The organism is Verrucomicrobia bacterium S94 (assembly GCA_004299845.1).
GTDB lineage: Bacteria > Verrucomicrobiota > Kiritimatiellia > Kiritimatiellales > Pontiellaceae > Pontiella.
In genome coordinates this window covers 3,844,440-3,868,465 of the sequence record CP036201.1, presented here as the reverse complement: position 1 = coordinate 3,868,465, position 24,026 = coordinate 3,844,440, and the positions used below count along the sequence as shown (strand labels likewise).

Genomic DNA, 24,026 nt, shown 5'->3' with positions numbered 1-24,026 from the left:
TTACTGGATCCGTAATATCCTGCTTTGAAATGGGTTGCCTGAATCTCTCCTGTGTAGGCTCAAATCCTGTAGTCCAAAATCCATTCTTCCATCATCAGTCGGATGATGCGTTTTTCAATATATCCTGTAACCAATGGCAGGCCATGCCCTGGGCATGGCCTCCGTTCACATCTTCGTCGAACGGAGCCTGCGCATCCGTATGCCCCACGGGTCCTTTCATGACCGTCATGGGAACGGGCTCAGAGGTATGCCCTTTGAGGGCAACCGGTGTGCGGTGGTCGGTGCACAGCACCAGGGTGTACGCTTCGCCGCGGTTTTCCAACCATTGAAAAACCGGGGAACACACCTTTGCGTCGAACTCTTCGATGGCAAAGGTTTTCTTCTGTGCATCACCCATATGACCGCATTCGTCCGGCGCTTCAATATGAACGTAAACAAAGTCCTCACGTTCAAGAATTTCAAACGCCGCGTCAATTTTGCCCTGGTAATTGGTATCCAGGAAGCCGGTCGCACCTTCAACATCGGGTGCTTCCAAACCGGCCAGTTTTGCGATTCCCTTCAGCAGGTCAACAGCGGAGATTACCCCGCCGCCAAGACCGTAAAGGGACTTGTATGAATCCAGCTGCATAGCCTTTCCCTGCCCCCACAGCCAGATCTGCGTTGCGGGCTTTTTGCCTTCCGCAATACGCTTCTGATTTACCGGATGATCCGCAAACACAGCTTTCGATTTTTCCATTAAATCGCGGATTTCATCCTCCCGCTTTCCCGCCGGCAGATTGTCTGCCACCGGCTTATCGGTGAATTCATGCGGAGGCTCACAATGGCATTCCGCAGGGCCATTATTCCAGACGAGAATATGGCGGTACTGTACACCCGGATGGAAAGTCAGTCCTTCCGTCCCAAGTGCTTCCTGAAGCGAATGCACCAGCGCATGCGCTTCTTCTGTCGTAATGTGTCCGGCCGAATAATCATCCATAATTCCGTCTTCGGTCACCGTGACCAGATTGCAGCGAAATGCCACATCCGACGATTTCATGGAAATATCCGCACCGGCGGCCTCGATCGGCGCGCGTCCCGTATAGTTCAGAGACGCATCGTATCCAAGCAGGGCCATGTTGGCGACGTCGCTTCCGGGCGGCAAACCGTCCGGAACCGTCTGTACCATGCGCGTCTCGCCCAAAGCCGCAAACGTCCGCATCATCGGACAGTCCGCCGCCTGCAGCGGGGTTTTATCTCCCAGCGCTTCAACCGGATAGTCACCCATCCCGTCGCCACATAAAAACACATATTTCATCAGGAAAATCTCCGAATAATTGGGCGAGAATCTCTATGAATTGTCCATAAAAGGCAATTCATAAGAACACCCAAATTATAACAGCATAAACCGCTTTTCAATCCTCGGAACCTCCGTCTCCGAAGAAAACCATGGGGTTATGCCGGCCCGGACACAGCGCGTACTATCCAAAGCGATCAGATCAAACCTCTCTAGCCTGAATTATTCAGGCTAATGCGAAAGCATCCTCATTCTGGGCAATTTCAACAAGTCTTCTATACTCATCCTGTATAGATGCACAATCCACACCGCCAATGTTCTCCGCAGACAGAGATGTAATTGGAGCATACCCTATAAGCATTAAAGAAATAACCAAGAATATGTGCTTTATAATCGACATTATTTTTCCTCCGTTAAAATATTTTCACCGTTGTATTCCAGCGACCGCTCGTTCGGAACCGGATTAAAATGATAGGAAAAGCTGAATTCTCCTTTGGGTAGAAACATGATTTCACCCTCAAAATATCCGTAACAGGCTGAAATAATTTGGCCCTCATCATCCTTCGTTCGCGTTCGAATAATACAGTTCCTCTCTTTTTTAAGCGTATGTTTCGGCGCGCTTGCAATTTTCGGTAAATTCAGCACATAGAATTTTTCCAGCACATTGCTGTATCCGTTTGTCGGGGCAAGATACGGCCACTTGAATTCTGATGACGGCCATTGGAATTTATGTTCCTGAATTCCGTCCCGTTCATTCGGAAAGGTGATACGGCATTGCGACCCTTTTTCCGGCGGATTCAGGGGAATGATTTCAATCAGCATATCGCTGACAACACCGTTCCCATACGGCTGAACCCAATCCCCTCGCTCCAGATCCAGTCCAATCGGCGTGTTATATTCAGGAATTTTAAATTTCCATTCCACTCTCTTGTTTACCATTGGAACCGGATTCTTCGTTCTTCGCATTTTCACCTCGATCGTCGGATTCCACGGATCCCAGCGGTTAAGAATTAGATTTTTCTTGGTCTTCTCCAAACCACCCCAGTCCGCGTAATATCCATCCGCAGAAACTGAACACCCAATCCCCGGTCGAACCGATTTACCAGAAAAGATTATGCGTCCTTCCGGTTCCACCACTTCCTTTCGTCGATCAACCTTTGGCTTTTTATTTCCCCATGGATCATAAACATGTTCAAAAGTTGTTCGAACCACAGCGCTGGTAATTGGCAACCCTGTTTCAACATCTGTTACATGAACAGTAAACTTGGATGCAGGCACAGTCGCAGAAACACACCCTGAAGTTATCAAACTTAAAAATAAAAAATCCATTTCATATCAATTCACCTTCCCTGTAATTGCTTCAAACAATCGGTATACATGGACATAGGGCGCGTTTTTGAGGTCGCTATGCCTCCATTCTTTCACTTCATTATATTTATCTTTTCTAAACCAGTCCTGCTCGCTCGTTTTAAAACCTTCCGAAGGAGATCCGACATGTCAAAATTAGCCGATGTAATTGGCCACTTATTGTTTGGCGCTGACCCCATCGGCCCGGTCCTGGACGGAAAGGCGTGAACCGCTCCCTTGTCGCTATTTTCCGTTGGGAAATTATCTGCGCTACGCTTCGGGACGAGGAGCCAATCGCAGATTTCCACATTGGAAATATCGAGGCCGTTGTCGCCGGTGTGGTATTCGAGACCGCTGCCGTGTGTGCCGATGGTTCCGGCGGCAAGAAATGTATTCAGATGTCAAAGATCAATACGGTTTCTCATCAGACTCCAGACTGCGGCTTTGGGAGTTCGTATTAAAAAAGTAGCTGAAATCAAATACCTCGCCCCATCCGATTTCAATTCGGCCGGTGGTACGACCATAACAGGCGGAAACAACATTTCCGTCCGCATCTAATTCCGTGCGTACCCGAAAGATGTAAAGATCTGTTTTTGGATTAAAATTGCACTCTGTTTTGCGAAGCGTGGCATGTCGTTCCAGAATCAGCTTATCCTGATATCCATCCAGTGGAGCCTTATAAGGAAATTTAAAACTGCTCGATTGAAACTCGTCAGGAACCTCGTAACGTTGAATACCATCACCTTCATTCGGAAAACGGATCGTTGCCACGGCATCGTAATCACCTGAATGTTCAAATCGACGAACCATGTTTACAAAAAAATCGGATTGTGTGCCTATTCCATACGGATCTACCCAATCGCCTTTTTCCAGATCAAATCCGAGATCCTTTTCCCAAACGGGAATTTTCGATGACTCAACCCGCTTATTGATCATAGGCACCGGATTCTTTTTCGGGCGCATCTTTACTTCGATCGTCGGGTTCCATGGTTCCCAGCGGTTGAGGACGAGATTCTTTTTCATATATTGACCTTCAATCCCTCCCCAGTCTCCATAATAACCATCCGCATCCACTGAACAGCCTATTCCCGGTTCCTGTTCTTTTCCTGAGAAGCAGATGATCCCTTCTCGGTTTACTTGCTTTTTTCTGCGGTCTATTTTGGATGCTTTATTGCCCCATGGATCATAAAAATGTTCGAAAACCGTTTCCACCACTGCGTTGGTTACGGGCAACCCTGTTTCAACATCTGTTACATGAACAGTAAACTTGGATGCAGGCACAGTCGCAGAAACACACCCTGAAATTATCAAACTTAAAAATAAAAAAATCCATTTCATATCAATTCACCTTCCCTGTAATTGTTTCAAACAATCGGTATACATGGACATAGGGCGCGTTTTTGAGGTCGCTATGCCTCCATTCTTTCACTTCATTATATTTATCTTTTCTAAACCAGTCCTGCTCGCTCGTTTTAAAACCTTCCGAAGGATTTGACATGTCGAAATTAGCCATAGTGATTGGCCATTTCGCATTGAATGTCGACCCCATGGGGCCGGTCCTTGATGGGAATGCTTTTGCGAGAAGCCAATCCCTGACAATAACATTAGAAATATCAAGTTCGGTGTCATCGTTGGTATAATCAAGATGGCCGGCATAGTCACTGACAGTACCGGACACAAAATCCGCCGCATGGTTTTCATCGAAGAGGATCGCCGGTTCTTTTCGGAAGAGCGGATCGGTTTTCAGTTTTTCAAGATAGTCTGCCCGCCGGGTTTCATTACCCGGCAAAGTATTCAGTGCATTGGTGGCTGCGGCAGGAGTTTCCGTATACTTTCTGTAGCTGTAGCTTGGGGGATGGCTGCCCGGTGTTTTTTTCCGTACAGTTTTTACATGCATTCCATCCTCCTTCGTAAATCCCCATCCCGCCTGCTTACTTGATCCTCCTCCGAAATACGTTGCTACCCAGTCATTTAATCCTTTGTACATTTCCTGTAACTGCCATGCACATTTTTTGTCAGAGGTAAAAGTCAGGGGAAAAACATGAAACCGTAATTCGGGACGGACGGAACTCCAGTCGATCAATTTGATAATGGAATTTACATCGTCGAGCACACGAAGCACATCCTCGGTGCTGGAATAAAAGTTGAATACAGCTGTTTTTTTCTGAATATCCGCAAACTTGTGCCGCCAGGTCAGCTCTGCCCGCGGATCGTTTTCCGGAAACAGACGATACCATTCCGAAGCCCAGGTTTCATGCGGATAGTCCCGCCAGCCCCGCCGTTCATAATCCAGAAACCCTTCCCGTTCCCAGCAAAAAAAGACATCCGGAATTAAGGCTTCATTGCTCGTTACATCTCCGTAGGCTTCGAGTGCCACAGCGGCATTTAAGGCATAATACTGCCGGACCGGGGCATTGTATTCGCAGATAGCAGAACTGACCACCATATTGCCCAGGCTATGCGCCAATACAATGGTTTCCGTGGATGAGAGGGATTGAATATAGTCAGCAACCCATGGAGCAGTCGCGAAAGCTTTCACCACTGAATTCTGGTAATGCGTCCGTAAGGAACCTTCTCCAATACCGTCCCAGATTATGCCGTGATATTCGAGATTTCCGCCGTGCGTACCGATGGTTCCGGCGGCAAAAGCGGCGGCCTTCCCGCTGAACAGCTCTTCGGGGTCATGTCGGAAGCGCGGGTCGGTTTTCAATTGTCAAAGATCAATTTTTCAGCAGATTCACACCGTTCCATTCCAGCGACCGCTCGTTCGGAACCGGATTAAACCAATACACCCAGTTTACCCAATCGGCCCATCCGAGTCCGAAGGGGCCGGATATTTTCCCATAGCAGGCGGATGTAATATTCCCTTCATCATCAACCTGTGTTCGAACCCGAAAAATATAATTCACGTTTTCTTTGAAATTATTGTTTATAGCCCCGGCATTACTTCGAGTTGAATGCCATTCTACAGTCGGTTGATAATTATTGGTCGGAGCAAGATAAGGCCATTTAAAGCTACTTTGTATCGCTTCATCAAAATAATATTCCTGAATGCCGTCATGCTCATTCGGGAATGTCAGCCTGCATGAAACATCGTAATTCTGAGAATTTTTAAAATCCCGTTTAAATTCAAAAAACAGATCTGATTTTACCCCTTTTCCATGGGGGCAACAAATGATTGCTTTTCAAGGTCATACCCGATGGGTTGATTATATTCCGGAACCTTAAACGCACTATAATTCCGCTTTCGGTAAAACATCGGCACGGGATTATTCTTAGGACGTAGTTTAACCTCAATGATCGGATTCCATGGTTCCCATCGATTCAATGCTAAGTTTTTCCATTCGGATGCTTGTCCAGAATGTCCCGGATAATACCCTTCGGCAAATGCGGTGCCTCCAACACCTCCCTGTAAATCTTTTCCCTGCATGACAGCTTCGCCATTTCTATCAACAGGTACTTTCGCCTTCTTTATAATATTCGCCTTGTTGCCCCATGGATCATACTGATGCTCAAAAAAGCTCTGTACAATCGCATTTGTAACAGGACGACCAGTCTCCTCATCCAAGACCCGAACCGTAAATTTCAAAGATGCTGGCTGAGCCAAAGCGCACCCGGAAACCAATGTGACAAGTGGTAAAAATAAAGCTGTTTTCATTTTAGTTTTTCTTTCCTGTCATTTTTTCAAACAGTTTATAGACGTGTATGTATGGTGCATTTTTCCAATCACTGTGCCGCCAGATTTTATTATCATTGGTATCTTCGATTGGCCATTTATCAGAATCAGTTCTAAACTCAATAAACATGTTAAAGTTCGCGCCCTGAGTATCCCACTCTTTATTCTCTGCACTTCCCATCAGCCTCGTTCTGGACGGAAAGGCATGAACCGCTCCCTTGTCGCTATTTTCCGTTGGAAAATTATCTGCGCTACGCTTCGGGACGAGGAGCCAATCGCAGATTTCCACATTGGAAATATCGAGGCCGTTGTCGCCGGTGTGGTATTCGAGACCGCTGCCATGTGTGCCGATGGTTCCGGCGGCAAGAAATGTATTCAGATGTCAAAGATCAATACGGTTTCTCATCAGACTCCAGACTGCGGCTTTGGGAGTTCGTATTAAAAAAGTAGCTGAAATCAAATACCTCGCCCCATCCGATTTCAATTCGGCCGGTGGTACGACCATAACAGGCGGAAACAACATTTCCGTCCGCATCTAATTCCGTGCGTACCCGAAAGATGTAAAGATCTGTTTTTGGATTAAAATTGCACTCTGTTTTGCGAAGCGTGGCATGTCGTTCCAGAATCAGCTTATCCTGATATCCATCCAGTGGAGCCTTATAAGGAAATTTAAAACTGCTCGATTGAAACTCGTCAGGAACCTCGTAACGTTGAATACCATCACCTTCATTCGGAAAACGGATCGTTGCCACGGCATCGTAATCACCTGAATGTTCAAATCGACGAACCATGTTTACAAAAAAATCGGATTGTGTGCCTATTCCATACGGATCTACCCAATCGCCTTTTTCCAGATCAAATCCGAGATCCTTTTCCCAAACGGGAATTTTCGATGACTCAACCCGCTTATTGATCATAGGCACCGGATTCTTTTTCGGGCGCATCTTCACTTCAATCGTCGGATTCCATGGCTCCCAGCGGTTGAGGGCGGTATTTTTCCCTGTAAATTTAAGTCCGGCCGAATCGGTATAAAATCCATCCGCAAACGCTGTTGCTCCCGTTCCTTTCTGAATGGTTTTATTTTCAATGGTAGTTTCCCCATTTGCATCGACTACCTGCTTTACACGAGTCGATTTGCCTGTTCCATTCCCCCAGGGATCCCGTTTTTGTGTGAAATGGCACAACACGGCAGCATTCGTAATTATTTCATCTGTTTCAGCATTCAGGACTCGGACTGTAAATTTCGTTTTAGCCGGGTTTGCCAAAACACAACCCGAATTCAGCAGTAAAATCAAAAATAAGCCTAACCATCTCATTTCACTTCTCCATTCCTGTGATTTTTTCATAAAGCTTGTAAACATGGACATAGGGCATATTTTTCAGGTCGCTATGCCGCCATTCTATTTGATTATCATCGTCCTTATGCCACCACTTCCCCGAATCGGTCATTAGTGTTTTCGCAGTATCCGGATCCGACATGTCGAAATTAGCCATAGTGATTGGCCATTTCGCATTCAATGTCGACCCCATCGGCCTTGTTCTGGACGGAAACGCCTTGGCGAGAAGCCAATCGCGGATTTTCACCTGCGAGATATCGAGGTCGTTATCGCCGGTGTGATACTCCAGATTTCCGCCGTGTGATCCGATGGTTCCGGCGGCGAAAGCGGCGGCATTCTCGCTGAACAGCTCTTCGGGTTCGTGCCGGAAGAGCGGGTCGATCTGTAGCAAAGCCCTGAATTCATCACGCGTTTCCCTGTTCTCATCCGTGTCTTCCAATTTCTCAAAATAGAGTCTGGGCTTGCGCGGACCGACATCAAAAATTTTAAACCACTCTTTAATATGCCAGGAGTCGCCATCTTCAATGAATCCCCAGCCTCCATATTTGCTGATACCGCCGCCGGGCGCATTGATAATCGGAATTTGATCCAGCCCTTTATACATTTCCTGCAGCTGCCACGCGTACGGAGTAGAGAAATCAAAATCGACCGGCGGAAAACTCATCTTCAGATCCGCGTCAATATCGATGATATCCAGCATGTCAATTTTATCATCCACTCGCAAAATATCTTCCGTACTGGAATAAAAATTGAAGACGTCGGTTTTGGTCTGGATATCGGCAAAGCGATGCCGCCAGGTGAGGTTGGTGCGCGAATCGCCACTATCCTTAAACAGGCGATAGTATTCAGAGGCGTAGGTTTCCGAAGGGTAATTGGTCCAGCTATATCCCTTAAAACAAAGCCACCCATCATTCTGAACAGCAAACAGTGAGTCAGGAATCATGTGATTCGTCGGAGCAACATCGCCGTAGGCTTCCAGCGCAACCGCAGCATCCATGGCATAATACTGATAAACATCCGCATTATAGTCCACAATCGCCGACCCCACGACCATATTGCCTAAGCTGTGCGCCATCACCACAGGATCATCGAATGTATTTAAATAAGTTGCCAGCAACGGAGCGGTGGCAAAAGCATTGATAACAGAGTGATGATAGTGTTTTTTACCGGCATACGAACTGGGAGTTCCGTCCCAAATGACCCCGTTGTACCGAGCATTTAATCCGGCATGCCACAGGCGTTTAAAAATCTCACGATGCCATAAACGAGCGGGCGTATCCAATTCATCAAACTTGAGTAACGAGAAATCATCTTTCACGTTATACCCATGCACAAAAACGAAGTCCTTGTCGTTGGTGAGTTCGTCGGGCCAGTTGGGTGTATATATTTCCAAGGCTTGGAAAAACCAGACGCAACTTTTTCAAACCTTGGAAACCCTCATTTTATTCAAATGTCAAAGATCATTTTTTCAGCAGGTTAACACCGTTGTATTCCAAAGAACGGCTGGAGGAATCTGGGTTGAACCAGTATCCAAATTGATATTTCCCGTCAGTCGTCAGTTCAATCTCTCCCGAAATCCGCCCATAGCAAGCTGCGATTATGTTTCCATCCTCATCCATTTGGGTGCGGACTCGGAAAATGTAATTAACGGTTCGCTTTAGGTTCGTTTCAGGCCGGGAAGGGATCTTATAGACTTTGTATTTTTCAAGTTTATTATCATACCCAGCTTCAGGAGCAACATAGGGCCACTTAAAACTGGACTTCAGGTTTTCCGGAAATTGATATTCAAGTATACCGTCACCGGGATTTGAAAAGGAAAGCACATATTCCGCTCTTGATGGATTTTCTGTTTTCCTTGTCTTAAAGACAAAATCGGCGGACTTGCCTCGCCCGTTTGGAGACACCCAATCTCCGACACCCAGATCATATCCTATTTCAACATTATATTCGGGAAATGCTTCCCACTTTTTTCCTTTATGCACCATCGATACCGGATTTTTTATTTTCCGCATCTTAACCTCAATCGTCGGGTTCCACGGCTCCCAGCGATTGAGTACAACATTCTGTCCAGAAAACGAGAATCCATTTCCGGCGGGATAATATCCATCTGCAAAAACAGAAGCCCCCCGCCCGTGCGCCGAATAGTTTTTCCGCTGATAACTGCCATGCCATCTGCATTGACCTGAACTTTTGCCTGATTATATTCGTTTTTTTTTGCCCCCCATGGATCATATTTCAGAATAAAGTTGGCTTTGGCCACAGCGTTGGTGACAGGAAGACCAGTTTCTGCATCTTCTACCTTAACCGTAAATTTTGTTGTAGCCGGATTAGCTAATGTGCAACCCGACTGCATTAATAATACTACAAATAAGACACTTGATTTCATGCTACTGCTCCTTCCCGGTAACTTTGTTATATAATTTGTAAATATGAACATATGGCATGTCCTTGATATCGCTGTGCCACCACTTTGGCACATTATTTTCTCTGTGATGCCATGCGGCTTGGTCAGTCATATAATCAGCGCTATACATGTCGAAATTTACATTTTCCCATTTTTCTGCACTATTAAACGTCGACCCCATCGGTCTAGTGACGGCGGGGAAAGCTTTCGCTAAGAGCCAGTCGCGGATAGCAACCTCACTGACTGGCACGGTGGAGCTGGCGGCGTTGTAGTCAAGGTTTGCGCCATGGGTTCCAAGCGTGCCGCCAGCAAAAGCTTCTGCACCTGCCTCGAACAGTTCTTCCGGCGTGTGCCGAAAGAACGGATCGTCGCGAACCACTTCGAGCCAATCCTCCTGGTCGGGATTATCAGGGCACAGGCGTTCCTTCCATGTATTGGGATGAACAGGCCACAGGTCAAGGCCGAGGAATGAATAGATATAATGACCACCCTCCTTCACAAACTCCCATCCGCCATATTTACTTGATCCACCGCCGAGCATATCGGGAACCAGGCCCTCAAAGAAACCGCTTCTTCCTTTGTAGATTTCCTGAATGTGCCATGCATACAGCCCTTTTTGCATATCAAAGCCCGTCGGAATAAAAAGGAAGGTTTCTGTATCGATATCAACGGTATCCAAATAAATTGTGTACCCATCACCCACACGGAGCACATCTTCTGTGCTGGAATAGAAGTTGAACACATCCGTTTTCTCCTGAACGTCTGCAAAACGATGCCGCCATGTCAGTTCAGAGCGTGAATCACTTTCTCCAAACCGGCGGTACCATGAATAAGGATGCATCTGATAAGGATAATCCGTCCACTTATATCCGGTGAACGAAAGTAACCCTTCCGCATTTCGGGCAAGACGGGTTTGAGGAATTAGATTATTAGTTGGGGTTGAATCGCCGTATGCTTCAAGTGCAACTGCCGCATCCATGGCGTAGTATTGTTCAACGTGATAGTCCGGCAGTCCATGGTCTCCGGTAATGGCCTCGCTGGTAACGATATTGCCCAAACTGTGCGCCATTACAACCGGTTCATTCAATCCATTAAGATAAACAGCCAATTGCGAAGCGGTAGCAAAGGCATTAATGACTGCGTTGTGATAATGATAGCCAACATTGGGCAATCCTGCTGTAGGCGGCGATCCATCCCAGAGGAGGGCGTGGTATCTGGCGTTGGAGCTGGAATGCCAGAGGCGTTTAAAGATGGTTTTGTTCCATTCGTGTCCGGCTGATTCCGTCACGTTATACCCATGAACAAAGACGAAATCCTTGCCGTTGGTCAATTCATCCGGCCAGTTGAGGGGCTTATTGGTGGAGCTGACACCGCCGGCCCGCAGGTTTTTGATGCGGTACATGTTGGTGACGGAGCTGAAGGAGAAATAGTTGGTGGAAATTGAGATCTCCACCCCGTTTTCAAGCGTGTGGACATAGATCTGTGCATTGGTGTTTACTTCAGATGCCGCCAGCAGAACGATCTCGTTTTCTGAAAAAACAGCCGGGCTCTGATCGCCGGCATCCAGGGACCGGATCTGACCGGCCAGCGACTGCGCCAGATCAATATCATGTAAATACGCCTGGGTGTTGTTGGTTAACATGGTGGTTTGAATATAATCCATGTCGATATTCGCTGACAGTTTAAAGGTCTGGGCTGAACCGGTTCCTTTGAACATGGCAGGAAAGAAATCCTCCATATCGGCTTCAGGATAGGCCGCATCGTTACCGTCTTCATTCATCCAGAAGCGGTAGGGATGGGATGCGTCCGCACGATAGAAGTCGTCGGCATCAATGGCGCCGTCGCGGTCCATATCCATAATGAGCGACTGTTCGGCAAAGACCGGGGGCGACAGGGTTGAAAGAACGGTATAGTCATCGGGAGAGACATAGGAGGGATAGTATCCGGAATACACATAGCCGTCCGCAATATAACCGCCCCGGTCATAAACCAGCGTCCGGTCGGTCCACGCTGTACCGCCCGTCAGATCCGGCGCCGTCCAGTCCCAGAACGCTTCGGCGCTGTAATTCGTTGCCGCGGCGGCCAGCCAGGCGGTTTCATGATCCGAGGCGGTGAATGTCCGGAAAATCCCGTTGGTCCGGAATCCTTCCGGGAGATGGTCATACCTGCGTTTATATGCACTGGTTTCATCGGGATATCCAATCTGCCATTCCACCTCATCCATCAGTTTCATATAACCGCGGTGGACCGTTCTGCCGAAGCCATACCGGCGCAGATTTCCCGTAAATTCAAACTGCTGATTCTGAGCGAAAATGGTGACAATGGCGCCGTCTTCATTCGGAACCTGCTCCCACTCCCCCTGTTCAGCATTATATTTCCACTCAGAGCGGATCAGCTGCTGCGGCTGATGATAATATTCCGTTGCGGCATTATAGGTGCCCCAGTAATTCCACGTTGCTCTGGCCATGGCGTTACTGTCTGATGCCGCAAAACCGCCATTTTCATCTACCGACTGCAGCCGGCAGACCACCGTTCTGAACTGCTGCAGACAGGCATTCACCTTTTCCGGAGTCCACGGATTTTCCGCATTGACCAGAACGGAGGAACCGTCCGGCAGTACCGCCAGTCCCGGCCGGTCTGTTTCGGACGAACGGACCAGATGATTGATAAACTGAGGCACGGCATCCGCATAGCCGGATGCCGCATAATCATAAAAAGCCAACGGATAAATATGCTCCTTTCCGACCCATTCAAATCCATTGGTCTCCATCCTGAAAAAACGGCCGCCGTACACAATCGGAAACCGATCATTCTCCAGCGGCGGATACCAGCTCCCGCACTGCTGTTCGATCCAGCCGCCCAGCGCTGCAGCAGATGTCTGAGCCGTGAACGTTCCGTTGGTTCCTTCCAGCGCCAGAATCAGATGATTGATCAGCTCATAGGCAGATCCTGCATTCCGGTACACTGCAGACGGCGGCGTATTCCAGTCGCCCGGAGCACTGTCGATAGATCCCGGCACCGGCCGGGGATCGCCGTCATCTTCGGGCAGTGAAACCTGCGGGGCATCCTGCTCATACGGGTTCAGGTTCAGCGCATATTCCGTGACATTGTCGAGACCGTCCCCGTCGGAATCCACGAAAGAGACGGCACTGATCCGGACAAATCCGCTTTCATGCTCTCCGCCGGTCTCCGGCAATTCGGCGGCTGAAATCGCTCCCGTGGCAGTTGCTGTCCGGCCGGTCGAAGACACGGCAAAGGATACCGCATCCTCCTCCGCCAGGCTGACCTGCGTATAATCCACGGTTTCCCAGTTCTGATCGACAAGATTGGTCCCCTGCTCGACAAAAAGGTAGGCCCCGTCAAAACACGGAGGATATTCAACCGTAATCGAATCTCCATCGTATTCGCTGATCCGGAACTCCTGCGCAAACATGGATTCCGCCATATTCAGAAAGAAAACCGCCGCCAGAAAAGCCGGCACGCCCCATTCCCTTTTCTTCATAAACTTTCCCATGCTTAAATATAGAAAATATAAGAAGAAAAGAGAAATCCATAAAAGGTTAAACTTAAAAAAATATAATTTACACGCTACGGATTACCCGCTGAAACGTTGATCCAACCGTATAATGCCCGGGAAAAAGAGAACCCGATCGCGTTTAATCCCTGCGCCATTTCGAAACCTCTCCGCAACAGTCGATCGCTGAGTTCCCCGCCCGTAAATTCAGAGAGAAAACCCGAAAATCAATTTTTATCCAATCCGGTACGTCAGCATTGCTCTTCAGAAATAAGTTCACCGGCTTATCCGTTAATCGCTGGATTTATAATCAATCAGATTTTTTTCATAATTGACTTTCAAAACCCCGGAAACGCCCGTATATCGCACTTCTTGAAAACGGAATCTACAGCATGGTCGCCGGAACAGTCGGCGGAAATTTACGGTATCAACAACTGGGGTACAGATTACTTCAGTGTATCCGATGCCGGCGAGGTGATTGTTCACCCGCACGGAAACGGCACCGGCATATCTCTTCGCCATATTGTGGACGGTTTAATCGACCGAGGGCTGAATATGCCGGTTCTGTTGCGGTTTTCCGACATCCTTGACGCACGGATCAAACTCCTGCACGAAGGTTTCGGCCGGGCGATTCAGGAGTTTGAATACGAAGGAAACTACCGTGGTGTCTATCCGATTAAAGTGAACCAGCAACAGCAGGTGCTCGAAGAAATCACGGCATTCGGTGCCCGCTACCATCACGGTCTAGAAGCCGGCAGTAAACCGGAACTGATCGCGGCCCTCTCCTACATGCACGATCCCGAAGCCTACCTCATCTGCAACGGTTATAAAGATGAGGAGTTTGTCGACCTCGGCCTTTATGCCTGCAAAATGGGCCTGCAGTGCATCTTTGTGGTGGAAACCCCGTCGGAGCTCGAACTGATCATCAACCGCTCCAAAACCCTGGATATACCGCCGAAAATCGGCGTCCGTCTCAAACTCTCCACTCAGGCATCCGGGCACTGGAACCACTCCGGCGGTGAGCGCAGTGTCTTCGGGCTGAATCCTTCGCAGGTGTGTGACGTCGTCGATCTCCTGAAAGAAGTCAACATGCTCGACTGCCTCCAGCTGCTGCACTATCACGTCGGTTCGCAGATCCCCAATATCCGGGATATTCGTGAAGCAGTCGTCGAAGCCTGTCGCGTCTATATCGGTCTGGTGAAAGAAGGCGCCCCCATGGGCATCCTCGACCTTGGCGGCGGCCTGGCGGTTGACTATGACGGATCACAGGGCGATACCGAAGCAAGCAGGAACTATAATCTCGACGAATACTGCGTAGCGATCGTGGAAAACCTGGTCAGTACGCTGGCCGAAACCGGCGTGCCCCATCCCGACATCGTCACCGAATCGGGGCGCGCAACGGTTGCCTATTATTCTGTACTGCTGTTCAACATTCTCGACGAGAGCCGTTTCGAAATCAGCGATCTGCCTACTGAACTCCCCGAAAACGCTCACGAACTGCTGCACAACCTGATGGCCGTAGTCAAAGTGGTCAACAAGCGCAACGCACAGGAATGCTTCCACGACGCCTTTTACTACCGCGACGAAATTCACGAACGATTCAAACGCGGTACCATGACCCTGCGAGACCGCGCGCTGGCCGGCACCATTTTCTGGCACATTATCACCCGCATAGCAAAACTCACCGGACAGATGGATTATGTGCCCAGCGAGCTGCGCAAACTGCCTTCCATGCTGGCCGATATTTACTACGGTAACTTCAGCCTGTTTCAATCGCTGCCCGATGTCTGGGCCATCGATCAGCTTTTTCCGATCATGCCGATCCACCGGCTCAATGAAAAACCGACCCGCGAAGTAGTGCTGGCCGATATTACCTGCGACTGCGACGGTAAAATCGACCGCTTTGTCGGGCAGTACACCACCCGCGATTCGCTTCCGCTGCATAACCTGACAGATGATGAATATTATCTCGGCGTCTTTCTTGTCGGAGCCTATCAGGAAACCCTCGGCGATCTGCACAACCTGCTGGGCGACACCAACGTCATCACCGTGGAAGTCGACCGCGAAGGACATTTGAATTATTCCCGGGAACTCGAAGGCGACTCAGTGGCCGACGTTTTATCCTACGTGGAATACGACCCGAAAAACATAATCCGCCGCATCCGGAAACTGGCGGAAACCGCCGTCCGCAACGATGCGATTACTGCGAAAGAGCGCCGCAACATCATGGATGCTTTCGAAAACGGTATGCGCGGATACACCTACTTCGAACGGTGAACGCAGGCCCCCTCCGCCGCAACGGCCTCCTGCTCATCCTCCGGAAGTGTTTTAAATTTGCCGGCCATCAGCGCAGCCACAAATATCAGAAAATAGCCGCAGGCTTCCAAAAGTTCTTCATAAAGACGCCCGTTTTCCAACCGGATGGTTTCTCGATCGAACAGCCCCCCCGACACCAGTAAAAAACCGCCAATCACAACAAGAATACTTGCCGGAACAGAGACCAGAAATTTCAGATTTCTCTTCAGTATCCGAAATGACTTCAAACAAAATATGCCTACAGCAACCCATCCTGCAGCCATGATCAGATTCCGCCCCGTCCCACTCCCAATCATAATGACCCACCGAGGGACTGCTAAATCCTCAACATCAAGCTCCCTCAATACAAAAGAGAGACAGAGCCATGCCCCCCCGAACATAATACATCGGCAAGCCGGACTCGTTCGCTTCACCCTGATCAGAAATACAAGCATTCCCAACACCAGCAAAGCCACTTGGAGATTTTCAATAAAACCATTCTCTGGAGCTATACCTGTTTCCGGCATTGCTGACGCGGTCCGCACGAACAAAGTTCCTGCCATAAGCAATGCCAAAGCCTTATTATTCACAACCCGTAACATATTTTCCTTAATAACCAGAATAAGAACCCTTCTCCCCGGACACACGTCCTAAAGCAAACTCCATTTTCCAGACGAATTAATCAATTCAAATCAGATAACAAGATTAAAACAAAGGTTCCAAAGGCAGCATTTGACGTAATGCGCTCAACCCGCTACCTTCCCTCACGACAATCCCTTTAAATATGATCAGTTTTACACGAGAATGAGATGAAATTTGATACCGCAGCCATTCACATCGGCCAGGAACCGGATAAAGAAACCGGAGCCGTGATTCCCCCTGTCTACTTAACCTCCACCTTTGCCCAGCTCGAACCCGGACAGACCCGGGGCTACGACTACACCCGCTCGGGCAACCCGGCTTTCGACCGTCTCGGAGCCACCCTCGCCCAGCTGGAACAGGCGGAATATGCCACCGTCTTCGGCAGCGGCATGGCGGCCGTCAACGCCGTCATTTCCACCCTCTCCTCGGGCGATCATGTCGTGGCCGAAGAAAATATCTACGGATGCACCTATCGCATCTACGACCAGGTCTTCCGAAAGTTCGGCATCACCATTTCCTATGCCGATCTCTCCGAACCGGCAAACTATGCGGAAATTGAAAAACAGAAACCGGCCCTGGTCTGGATCGAATCGCCTACCAATCCGCTGCTGAAAATCATCGATATCAAAACTCTCGCCAACGCCGCACACGACGCCGGCACAGAACTGCTGGTCGACAACACCTTTGCATCACCCTATTTCCAGAATCCGCTTGCGCTCGGAGCGGACATCAGCCTGTCGAGCACCACGAAATACATTAACGGTCATTCCGACTGCCTCGGCGGAGTCGTCTGTACCAATTCCGAAGAATGGAACGAAAAGATGATCTTCGCGCAGAAAGCCGTCGGCCTGAATCCGTCGCCATTCGACTGCTGGCTGATTTCGCGCGGCCTGAAAACCCTTGCCGTACGCATGAAGCAGCACCAGGAAAATGCGCTGAAAATCACCGATTTTCTCCTGTCATTGAAAGAAACCGAAACTGTACGCTATCCCTTCCATCCCTCGCATCCTCAGTATGAGCTGGCCAGAAAACAGATGCGCGGCGGCAGCGGCATCGTCACCGCCATCTTTAACCTGCCGTTTGAGCAGGTCGTAAAACTGATCTCCAATCTCAAGCTGTTTTCATTGGCAGAAAGCCTCGGCGGCATAGAATCACTCATCTGTCATCCGGCATCGATGACCCATGCCTCGATCCCGAAAGCCGAACGCGAAGCGGTCGGCATCACCGACGGGCTCGTCCGCTTTTCCGTAGGCATCGAGGATGCCGACGACCTGATTAATGACATCGAGACTTCACTTAAAAATCTATAGAGTTATGCCGCAGGAAACCTTACGCAAAAATCCGCTCTGGCGGGCTGAAGATCTCGGAAAACCGGTGCCCAACTCGCCGCATGCCATCGCCATGTGCCTGCCGCGCTGGCAGGACGTCATCGGCTACGAGGAGAAAAACCCTGTTACTATGCAGAAACTGCACCTCGGCTATCCGCGCTTTTTTTATCATCCCCTGGTCGAGGCCGCCGTTCATAAATTCAGCAGGCGAAGCGACGAATGCGCACAGCTTTATACCACCCGCGATGCCGCCGAGCGCTGCGCAGCCTATCTCTGGGTCAACGATCCGACCGCCGAAATCAGCATACGTAAAACAGACGGTTCCGCCGTTCATCTGATCAGTTTTCCTTCAACACTGGCCGCGCAGGCCAAAGCCTACTGGCAGCATGCCGGCGAGGGCATTTCATCGCGTTGCGCCGAAGCCCTGCTCAACGGCATCCCGGCCCCGGACGCCTCCGCACAAGCGGAAACCCTTAAAAAACGTATTGCCGGATTTTCCGGCGCAACCCCCGAAAACATTTTTCTTTTCCCATCGGGAATGGCAGCCATTCATGCCGCCTACATCGCCGTACGCCAAAACCGCCTTGAAGCCCCGACCGCACAGTTTGCCTTCCCCTATGGCGATACGCTCAAGCTGCAGGAAAAGTTTAATCCCTACCGCGCCCTGTTTTATGATAAAGGCGATATCGCGGATCTGGAACAGCTGGAAAAGGATTTAGCCACATCCCCCATCAGCGGCCTTTTCTGTGAATTTCCCTCCAATCCGCTGCTGACGTGTGTGGATCTGAAAAGACTCCGCAAACTGGCGGATCAGTTCCACTTTCCAATTATCATCGATGAAACCCTCGGCGCCTGCATCAATCAGAATACACTGCCGGTTTCCGACATCTCGGTTATCAGCCTGACCAAATTCTTTTCCGGCACCAGCGACGTCATGGGCGGGGCACTGATTCTGAACGAAAAGTCGGATTTCTATCGCACACTCCGCAATGAACTCCGCACCATTCATGAACCGGAAGCGTTTTACGGAGCCGACATTATCCAGCTGGAAAAAGATTCGCGCAACTTCCGGGAACGGGTTGGACAGATCAACCGCAGCGCATTGGCCCTCAGCGAATATCTGCATCAGCACCCGGCCGTTGATTCCGTGTATTATCCGATGTTTACCGACCGGGAAATCTATGATCAGTTCCGGCGACCCGACGGCGGTTACGGCGGCCTGCTTTCTTTCGTTCTGAAAGAACCTGAAAAGTACACCGAAGCGGTCTACGACCGCCTCGAAATCACCAAAGGTCCAAACCTCGGAACCAGCTTCAGTCTCTGCTGCCCGTTTGTACTGATCGCCCACTATCAGGAACTCGAATGGGCGGAACAGGCCGGTGCTTCACGCTGGCTCATCCGTATTTCGGTCGGCACCGAAGACCCGAAGGACCTGATTGCGCGCCTCGCACGGGCACTGCCCTAGCCCTTCGGGATCTCCGGAATATAACAATAGGTCGGATCCGTTTTCTGCTTCTTCAGCGTATGCCGGATCTCTTTCCAGGTCTCGAAAAACGGACGCATCGGCGGCAGATCGTCTTTAATCGCTTCCCTCAGTTTCGGCAGATTATAGAAGGGCACTCCGGCAAACATATGATGCTCCACGTGGTAATCCATATTCCAATGCAGAAAAAGCGTGAACGGATCGACCTTGACCGACCGGCAGCATAGTCGGAAATCCGGCGTATTGGGCTGCAGCCCCGCATGCTGCGGAATCGTCACCAGCCAGGCCAGCCAGGTGGCGTAGGTCGGAAACGTGAAAAGCAACAGCAGAATCCAGTCCTGCAAATAGATGATTCCGGCTACAATCAGCAGCTGACCCATGAGAACGATGCGGGCATAGGCGAAAACCTTTCTCCGGTCTTTAGAACCCTTGGGAAAGAGAAAGTTTTCCCATTCGCCGCTCAATACGCCGAAGGCATTGCGGACAATCTGCCAGTTGGTGCTGAGAAAACGATCCATGTCGAAGGTGTAATACCCGATCCATTGCCGCAGCGTGACTTTATAAGGAAGCGGAACCTCCAGATCCTGTTTACAATGCACCGTAGCCATATGATGCCGGGTATGGCTGGCACGGTACACATGAATATTTTTCCAGGTAAAAAACCCGATCAGTTTCAGAAAAAATTCATTCAGAGCTTTCGTCTTAAATACAGTTCCGTGCGACAGCTCATGAATACCGGCATGCTCCCCCAGAAACGTGAAGCAGGTTCCATGAATAAACAGTGCCAGCAGCGTAATGCTCCAGTGGAAATGATGCGCTGAATACCACACACCGAAACCGGTTGCCAGAGACAGAAGAATCAGCGAAACAACGTGAACCAGACCTTTGGCATCGCTTCGTTCCATCAGTTTTTTGCGCAGCTCTTTATCAATGGGGCTACGGTACCAGCATATTTTTTCTTCAACGAGTTCAGGCATAGTATCCTCCTGTTAATACTAAATCTCAATAACAGATTACGTTTGCACCGATCCCGAAATACGGCTATATCCGCTCCGTGCATTCTTATGTCTGATTCTGTCAAAAGATTAAATTTCGGGGCCTACGAAAATCCCTACTCCGGCAAAGGGATTGAGTTTGAGCCGCGCGGCATCATCGCCACCTCGGAACTGCCTGCGTTACACGAGGCGGGCTATATTCCAGGCAATACCCACTGGAATTTTCCGAATGTACTCAGTCCATTCTGGCGGCTTTACTACAACTTCGATCCCGGCCACTGCATCGAACTCGATCATCAGCGCTATGAACTGAAACCCGACCGCATTCTGCTTATTCCGGATCATGTCCTGTTTCATTGCATCGGTGAACAGCCAGTACGGAACCTATGGTTCCATTTTTCCCTGGAAAAACGCCTCACCCCGCACCAGCAAATTCCGGTAATTATCAAACCGACCGGCTTTCAGCTGCAGCTCATACAGAATCTCGCTGAAGAAATTTCCAGTGGCAGCGCCGGAACCAACCGCATATTCCACCGCAGTCTGGCGCTTATCCATCTGTGCATCAGTCACCGCGACATCAGCTGGGCCCCACCGCTCCCCGGAAGACTGCAGTCGGTCATCCGCTACATCAGCGAGCATATGAGTGAAAAACTGCCGAACGAACTGCTCGCTGCTCGAGCCGGCATCAGCATCGAAACCCTGTGCCGCCTTTTCAGTAAATACCTGCACACCTCGCCGGCACGCTATGTCAATCAGATCCGCATCAGCCGGGCCGGCCACCTGCTCGAGCATTCCGATCTCTCCATTGATCAGATTGCAGAGGCCACCGGCTTCCCGAACCGCGCCTATTTCAGCCGGGTTTTCAAACAGGTCAGCACACTCTCACCGGCGGAATTCCGCGAGCGGAAACTGACCCACCTGAGCCAGTATAAACATTAGGTTGCCAAAACCGCCGCAGGTGCGGTATTTAGCATCCTCTTTTTTCAGGAGCTAAAAATATGTCAAAGGTTTTAATCATCGGAGCGGGCGGAGTCAGCGGAGTAGTCGTGCACAAATGCGCCGCACTGCCGGAAGTCTTTTCAGAAATTATGCTGGCGAGCCGCACAAAATCAAAGTGCGATGCCATTGCTGCACAACTCGACCGGCCGATTCAGACAGCGCAGGTCGATGCCGACGACGTGCCGGAGCTGGTGGAGCTGATTAAACGCTTCGGTCCGGAACTGGTGATCAATGTGGCCCTGCCCTATCAGGATCTGCACATCATGGATGCCTGCCTCGAAACCGGTGTACACTACATCGATACCGCCAACTATGAACCTGAAGATACCGCCAAATTTGAATATAAATGGCAGTGGGCCTATCACGACCGCTTTAAAGAAGCCGGTCTCATGGCCCTGCTCGGCTCCGGATTCGACCCCGGCGTCACCTCGGTCTTCTGTACCTACATCCAGAAACACTATCTTGATGAAATCCACACCATCGACATCATCGACTGCAACGCCGGCGACCATGGTTACCCCTTTGCCACCAACTTCAATCCGGAAATCAACATCCGCGAAGTCACCGCCAAAGGCCGCTACTGGGAAAACGGTGAATGGATCGAAACCGAACCGCTTTCCGTTAAACGCTCCTTTGCGGTGCCCGAAGATATCGGAGACCTTAATATCTACCTGATGTATCACGAGGAGCTCGAATCACTCGGCAAACATATTAAAGGGCTGAAACGCGCCCGGTTCTGGATGAGCTTCGGCGATTCCTACCTCAAACACCTCGAAGTGCTCGGCAATGTCGGCATGACCCGGATCGACGAAGTGGAATTCAACGGTCAGAAAATCATCCCGCTGCAGTTCCTGAAAACCCTCCTCCCCGACCCCTCCACCCTCGGCCCGCGCACAAAAGGAAAAACATGGATCGGCTGCCAGGTTACCGGCATTAAGAACGGCGAAACCCGAACCATCACCATCTATAACACCTGCGATCATCAGGAATGCTATGCCGAAGTCAAATCACAGGCGATTTCCTACACCACCGGCGTACCCTGCATGATCGGTTCAAAAATGGTACTCGAGAAAAAGTGGAGCGGCAAAGGCGTCTTCAACATTGAACAGATGGACCCCGATCCGTTTATGGACGACCTCAATCAATACGGTCTCCCCTGGAAGGTAGTCGAAGGCGCCGTAGCTGAGCTCGATTGATGGATATTAAAACTCCAGCTTTCATCGTGGATGAAAATCTCGTTCGAAAAAACTGCGAAGTACTTGCTTCCGTAAAACAACAGACAGGCTGTAAAATCCTGCTAGCCCTCAAAGGCTTCGCCCTTTGGCCCCTTTTTCCAATTATTGGAGAATACCTCGACGGCGTCTGCGCCAGCTCACCCTGGGAAGCACGGCTCGGCCGTGAAGAATTCGGCAAAGAAGTTCATGCCTACGCCGCCGCCTATTCCGAGGCCGATTTCGCGGAACTGCTGACACTCTGCGATGAAATCGACTTTAATTCATTCCATCAGCTCAACCGCTTTCGGACCGCCGGCGACACAGACATCAAATTCGGCCTCCGCATAAATCCCGAATGTTCCACGCAGGATCCGGCCCATGCCATCTACGACCCCTGCGCCCCGCAATCCCGCCTCGGTATTCGCCGCCGGGATTTTGAAGGACAGAATCTGACCGGTATTACCGGCCTTCATTTCCACACCCTCTGCGAACAGAATGCCGACGATCTGCAAACCACGCTGCAAGCTGTTGAAGAACAGTTCAGCGATCTGCTGCCTCAAATGGACTGGGTGAATTTCGGCGGCGGGCATCATATTACGCGCGACGACTACGACATCGACCTGCTCGTCAAACTGATCAACGCCTTTAAAAAGAAATACGGTGTGCAGGTCATCCTCGAACCCGGCGAAGCCGTGGCACTCAATGCGGGCGAACTCGTCACCTCGGTGCTGGACATCATCGACAACAACGGCGCCATTGCTATCCTCGATGTCTCCTGCACCTGCCATATGCCCGACGTGCTGGAAATGCCCTACCGCCCGGAGATTGAAAATGCCGCGCTTCCCGGAGCCAAACCCTACACCTATAAGCTGGCCGGGCTCAGCTGCCTCGCCGGCGATATCATCGGCGACTATTCATTCGATGAACCGTTGGCTGTCGGTGACCGGCTGATCTTCAAAGACATGGCCCACTACTCCATGGTGAAGACCACCTTTTTCAACGGCATTCAACACCCGGATATCGCTGTCCGACGCGGTGATCAGGTGGAAATTCTTCGCGAATTCAATTATGCGGACTACCGCGCCAGACTGGCCTAAACAGCATCAGGAATTCATCCACAGCTTCTTCAAGCTCATCCCGCACAAGAAATTCTTTTTCGTCGATACTCCAGCAGTCGTAAATCCCGTCGATGAAAATATAAATATGCCGCGCTGCATGCAGCGGATTGATTGAACTGCGGACCTCCCCCTTCTCTTTCAAGCGCTCCAATGCACTTTCCAGTCCCTTGATTGAGGCCTGCTGGTACTTCTTTTCATTGATCCAGAACTCCTTGAAATCGTCGATGTATTCCATACGCGAAAAGATCGTCATCATGAACTTGTGCACATCGCGGTCATCAAAGAACAGCCGCAGCCGTTCCAGTATCACTTCACGCAGATCGTCCAAAGTCTGAACAGAGTCATCGTTCCAGATTTCCGGATTAAAGTGCCGCGATTTCGTGATCTCGGCACTGAGCTGA

General features: G+C 50.0%; 19 protein-coding genes. 6 read left to right on the top strand and 13 right to left on the bottom strand.

Annotation, left to right across the window (positions count from 1 at the left end):
• Positions 1-94: 94 nt before the first annotated feature.
• From EGM51_17035 to EGM51_16985, 11 genes are all read right to left on the bottom strand, one after another.
• Positions 95-1,294 carry a cofactor-independent phosphoglycerate mutase gene (locus EGM51_17035; GenBank protein ID QBG49021.1) on the bottom strand — a complete coding sequence of 400 codons (1,200 nt, stop codon included), beginning with the start codon at positions 1,292-1,294 and terminating at the stop codon, positions 95-97.
• Positions 1,295-1,672: 378 nt separating this feature from the next.
• Complete coding sequence (locus tag EGM51_17030) at positions 1,673-2,197, bottom strand: hypothetical protein (protein QBG49020.1); 525 nt, start codon at positions 2,195-2,197, stop codon at positions 1,673-1,675.
• An 831-nt stretch (positions 2,198-3,028) separates the two neighbouring features.
• On the bottom strand, positions 3,029-3,958 hold the full coding sequence (locus tag EGM51_17025; protein ID QBG49019.1) for a hypothetical protein: 930 nt from the start codon (positions 3,956-3,958) through the stop codon (positions 3,029-3,031).
• Position 3,959: 1 nt separating this feature from the next.
• A complete protein-coding gene (locus tag EGM51_17020; protein QBG49018.1) occupies positions 3,960-5,330 on the bottom strand; it encodes a hypothetical protein in 1,371 nt (456 codons plus the stop codon).
• A gap of 10 nt (positions 5,331-5,340) precedes the next feature.
• A complete protein-coding gene (locus EGM51_17015) occupies positions 5,341-5,529 on the bottom strand; it encodes a hypothetical protein (GenBank protein QBG49017.1) in 189 nt (62 codons plus the stop codon).
• Between the two features lie 239 nt (positions 5,530-5,768).
• Complete coding sequence (locus tag EGM51_17010) at positions 5,769-6,278, bottom strand: hypothetical protein (protein QBG49016.1); 510 nt, start codon at positions 6,276-6,278, stop codon at positions 5,769-5,771.
• Positions 6,279-6,685: 407 nt separating this feature from the next.
• Positions 6,686-7,642 (bottom strand): hypothetical protein, encoded by a 957-nt coding sequence (locus EGM51_17005; protein ID QBG49015.1) that lies wholly within the window; start codon positions 7,640-7,642, stop codon positions 6,686-6,688.
• Positions 7,614-9,026, bottom strand: coding sequence for a hypothetical protein (locus tag EGM51_17000; protein ID QBG49014.1), 1,413 nt, complete (start codon positions 9,024-9,026; stop codon positions 7,614-7,616). The genes EGM51_17005 and EGM51_17000 overlap by 29 nt, the downstream gene beginning before the upstream one ends.
• 67 nt (positions 9,027-9,093) lie before the next feature.
• Positions 9,094-9,645 carry a hypothetical protein gene (locus EGM51_16995; protein ID QBG49013.1) on the bottom strand — a complete coding sequence of 184 codons (552 nt, stop codon included), beginning with the start codon at positions 9,643-9,645 and terminating at the stop codon, positions 9,094-9,096.
• Complete coding sequence (locus EGM51_16990; GenBank protein QBG49012.1) at positions 9,633-10,019, bottom strand: hypothetical protein; 387 nt, start codon at positions 10,017-10,019, stop codon at positions 9,633-9,635. Before EGM51_16990 ends, EGM51_16995 begins: the two co-directional genes overlap by 13 nt.
• 1 nt (position 10,020) lies before the next feature.
• On the bottom strand, positions 10,021-13,539 hold the full coding sequence (locus EGM51_16985; protein ID QBG49011.1) for a hypothetical protein: 3,519 nt from the start codon (positions 13,537-13,539) through the stop codon (positions 10,021-10,023).
• 384 nt (positions 13,540-13,923) lie between these two features.
• On the opposite strand from EGM51_16985, the gene speA reads away from it, so the two are divergent.
• Positions 13,924-15,828, top strand: a complete 1,905-nt coding sequence (gene speA / locus EGM51_16980) for a biosynthetic arginine decarboxylase (GenBank protein QBG49010.1) — start codon at positions 13,924-13,926, stop codon at positions 15,826-15,828.
• Here speA and EGM51_16975 read toward each other — a convergent pair.
• Positions 15,813-16,448 (bottom strand): hypothetical protein, encoded by a 636-nt coding sequence (locus tag EGM51_16975; protein QBG49009.1) that lies wholly within the window; start codon positions 16,446-16,448, stop codon positions 15,813-15,815. The two genes, speA and EGM51_16975, sit on opposite strands and share 16 nt — an antisense overlap.
• A 207-nt stretch (positions 16,449-16,655) precedes the next feature.
• Between EGM51_16975 and EGM51_16970 the strand changes: the two genes are divergently transcribed.
• Positions 16,656-17,798 (top strand): PLP-dependent transferase, encoded by a 1,143-nt coding sequence (locus EGM51_16970; GenBank protein QBG49008.1) that lies wholly within the window; start codon positions 16,656-16,658, stop codon positions 17,796-17,798.
• A complete protein-coding gene (locus tag EGM51_16965) occupies positions 17,767-19,281 on the top strand; it encodes a PLP-dependent transferase (protein ID QBG49007.1) in 1,515 nt (504 codons plus the stop codon). Before EGM51_16970 ends, EGM51_16965 begins: the two co-directional genes overlap by 32 nt.
• Here EGM51_16965 and EGM51_16960 read toward each other — a convergent pair.
• Complete coding sequence (locus EGM51_16960) at positions 19,278-20,276, bottom strand: hypothetical protein (protein QBG49006.1); 999 nt, start codon at positions 20,274-20,276, stop codon at positions 19,278-19,280. The genes EGM51_16965 and EGM51_16960 overlap by 4 nt on opposite strands.
• Before the next feature lie 87 nt (positions 20,277-20,363).
• Here EGM51_16960 and EGM51_16955 point away from each other — a divergent pair, with 87 nt between their 5' ends.
• Genes EGM51_16955 through nspC form a run of 3 tightly spaced genes read left to right on the top strand, consistent with a single transcriptional unit; the run spans position 20,364 to position 23,604 of the window.
• Positions 20,364-21,233, top strand: a complete 870-nt coding sequence (locus EGM51_16955; GenBank protein QBG49005.1) for a helix-turn-helix domain-containing protein — start codon at positions 20,364-20,366, stop codon at positions 21,231-21,233.
• A gap of 59 nt (positions 21,234-21,292) precedes the next feature.
• Positions 21,293-22,489 carry a saccharopine dehydrogenase family protein gene (locus EGM51_16950; protein QBG49004.1) on the top strand — a complete coding sequence of 399 codons (1,197 nt, stop codon included), beginning with the start codon at positions 21,293-21,295 and terminating at the stop codon, positions 22,487-22,489.
• On the top strand, positions 22,489-23,604 hold the full coding sequence (nspC, locus tag EGM51_16945; protein QBG49003.1) for a carboxynorspermidine decarboxylase: 1,116 nt from the start codon (positions 22,489-22,491) through the stop codon (positions 23,602-23,604). Before EGM51_16950 ends, nspC begins: the two co-directional genes overlap by 1 nt.
• Positions 23,605-24,026: the final 422 nt, after the last annotated feature.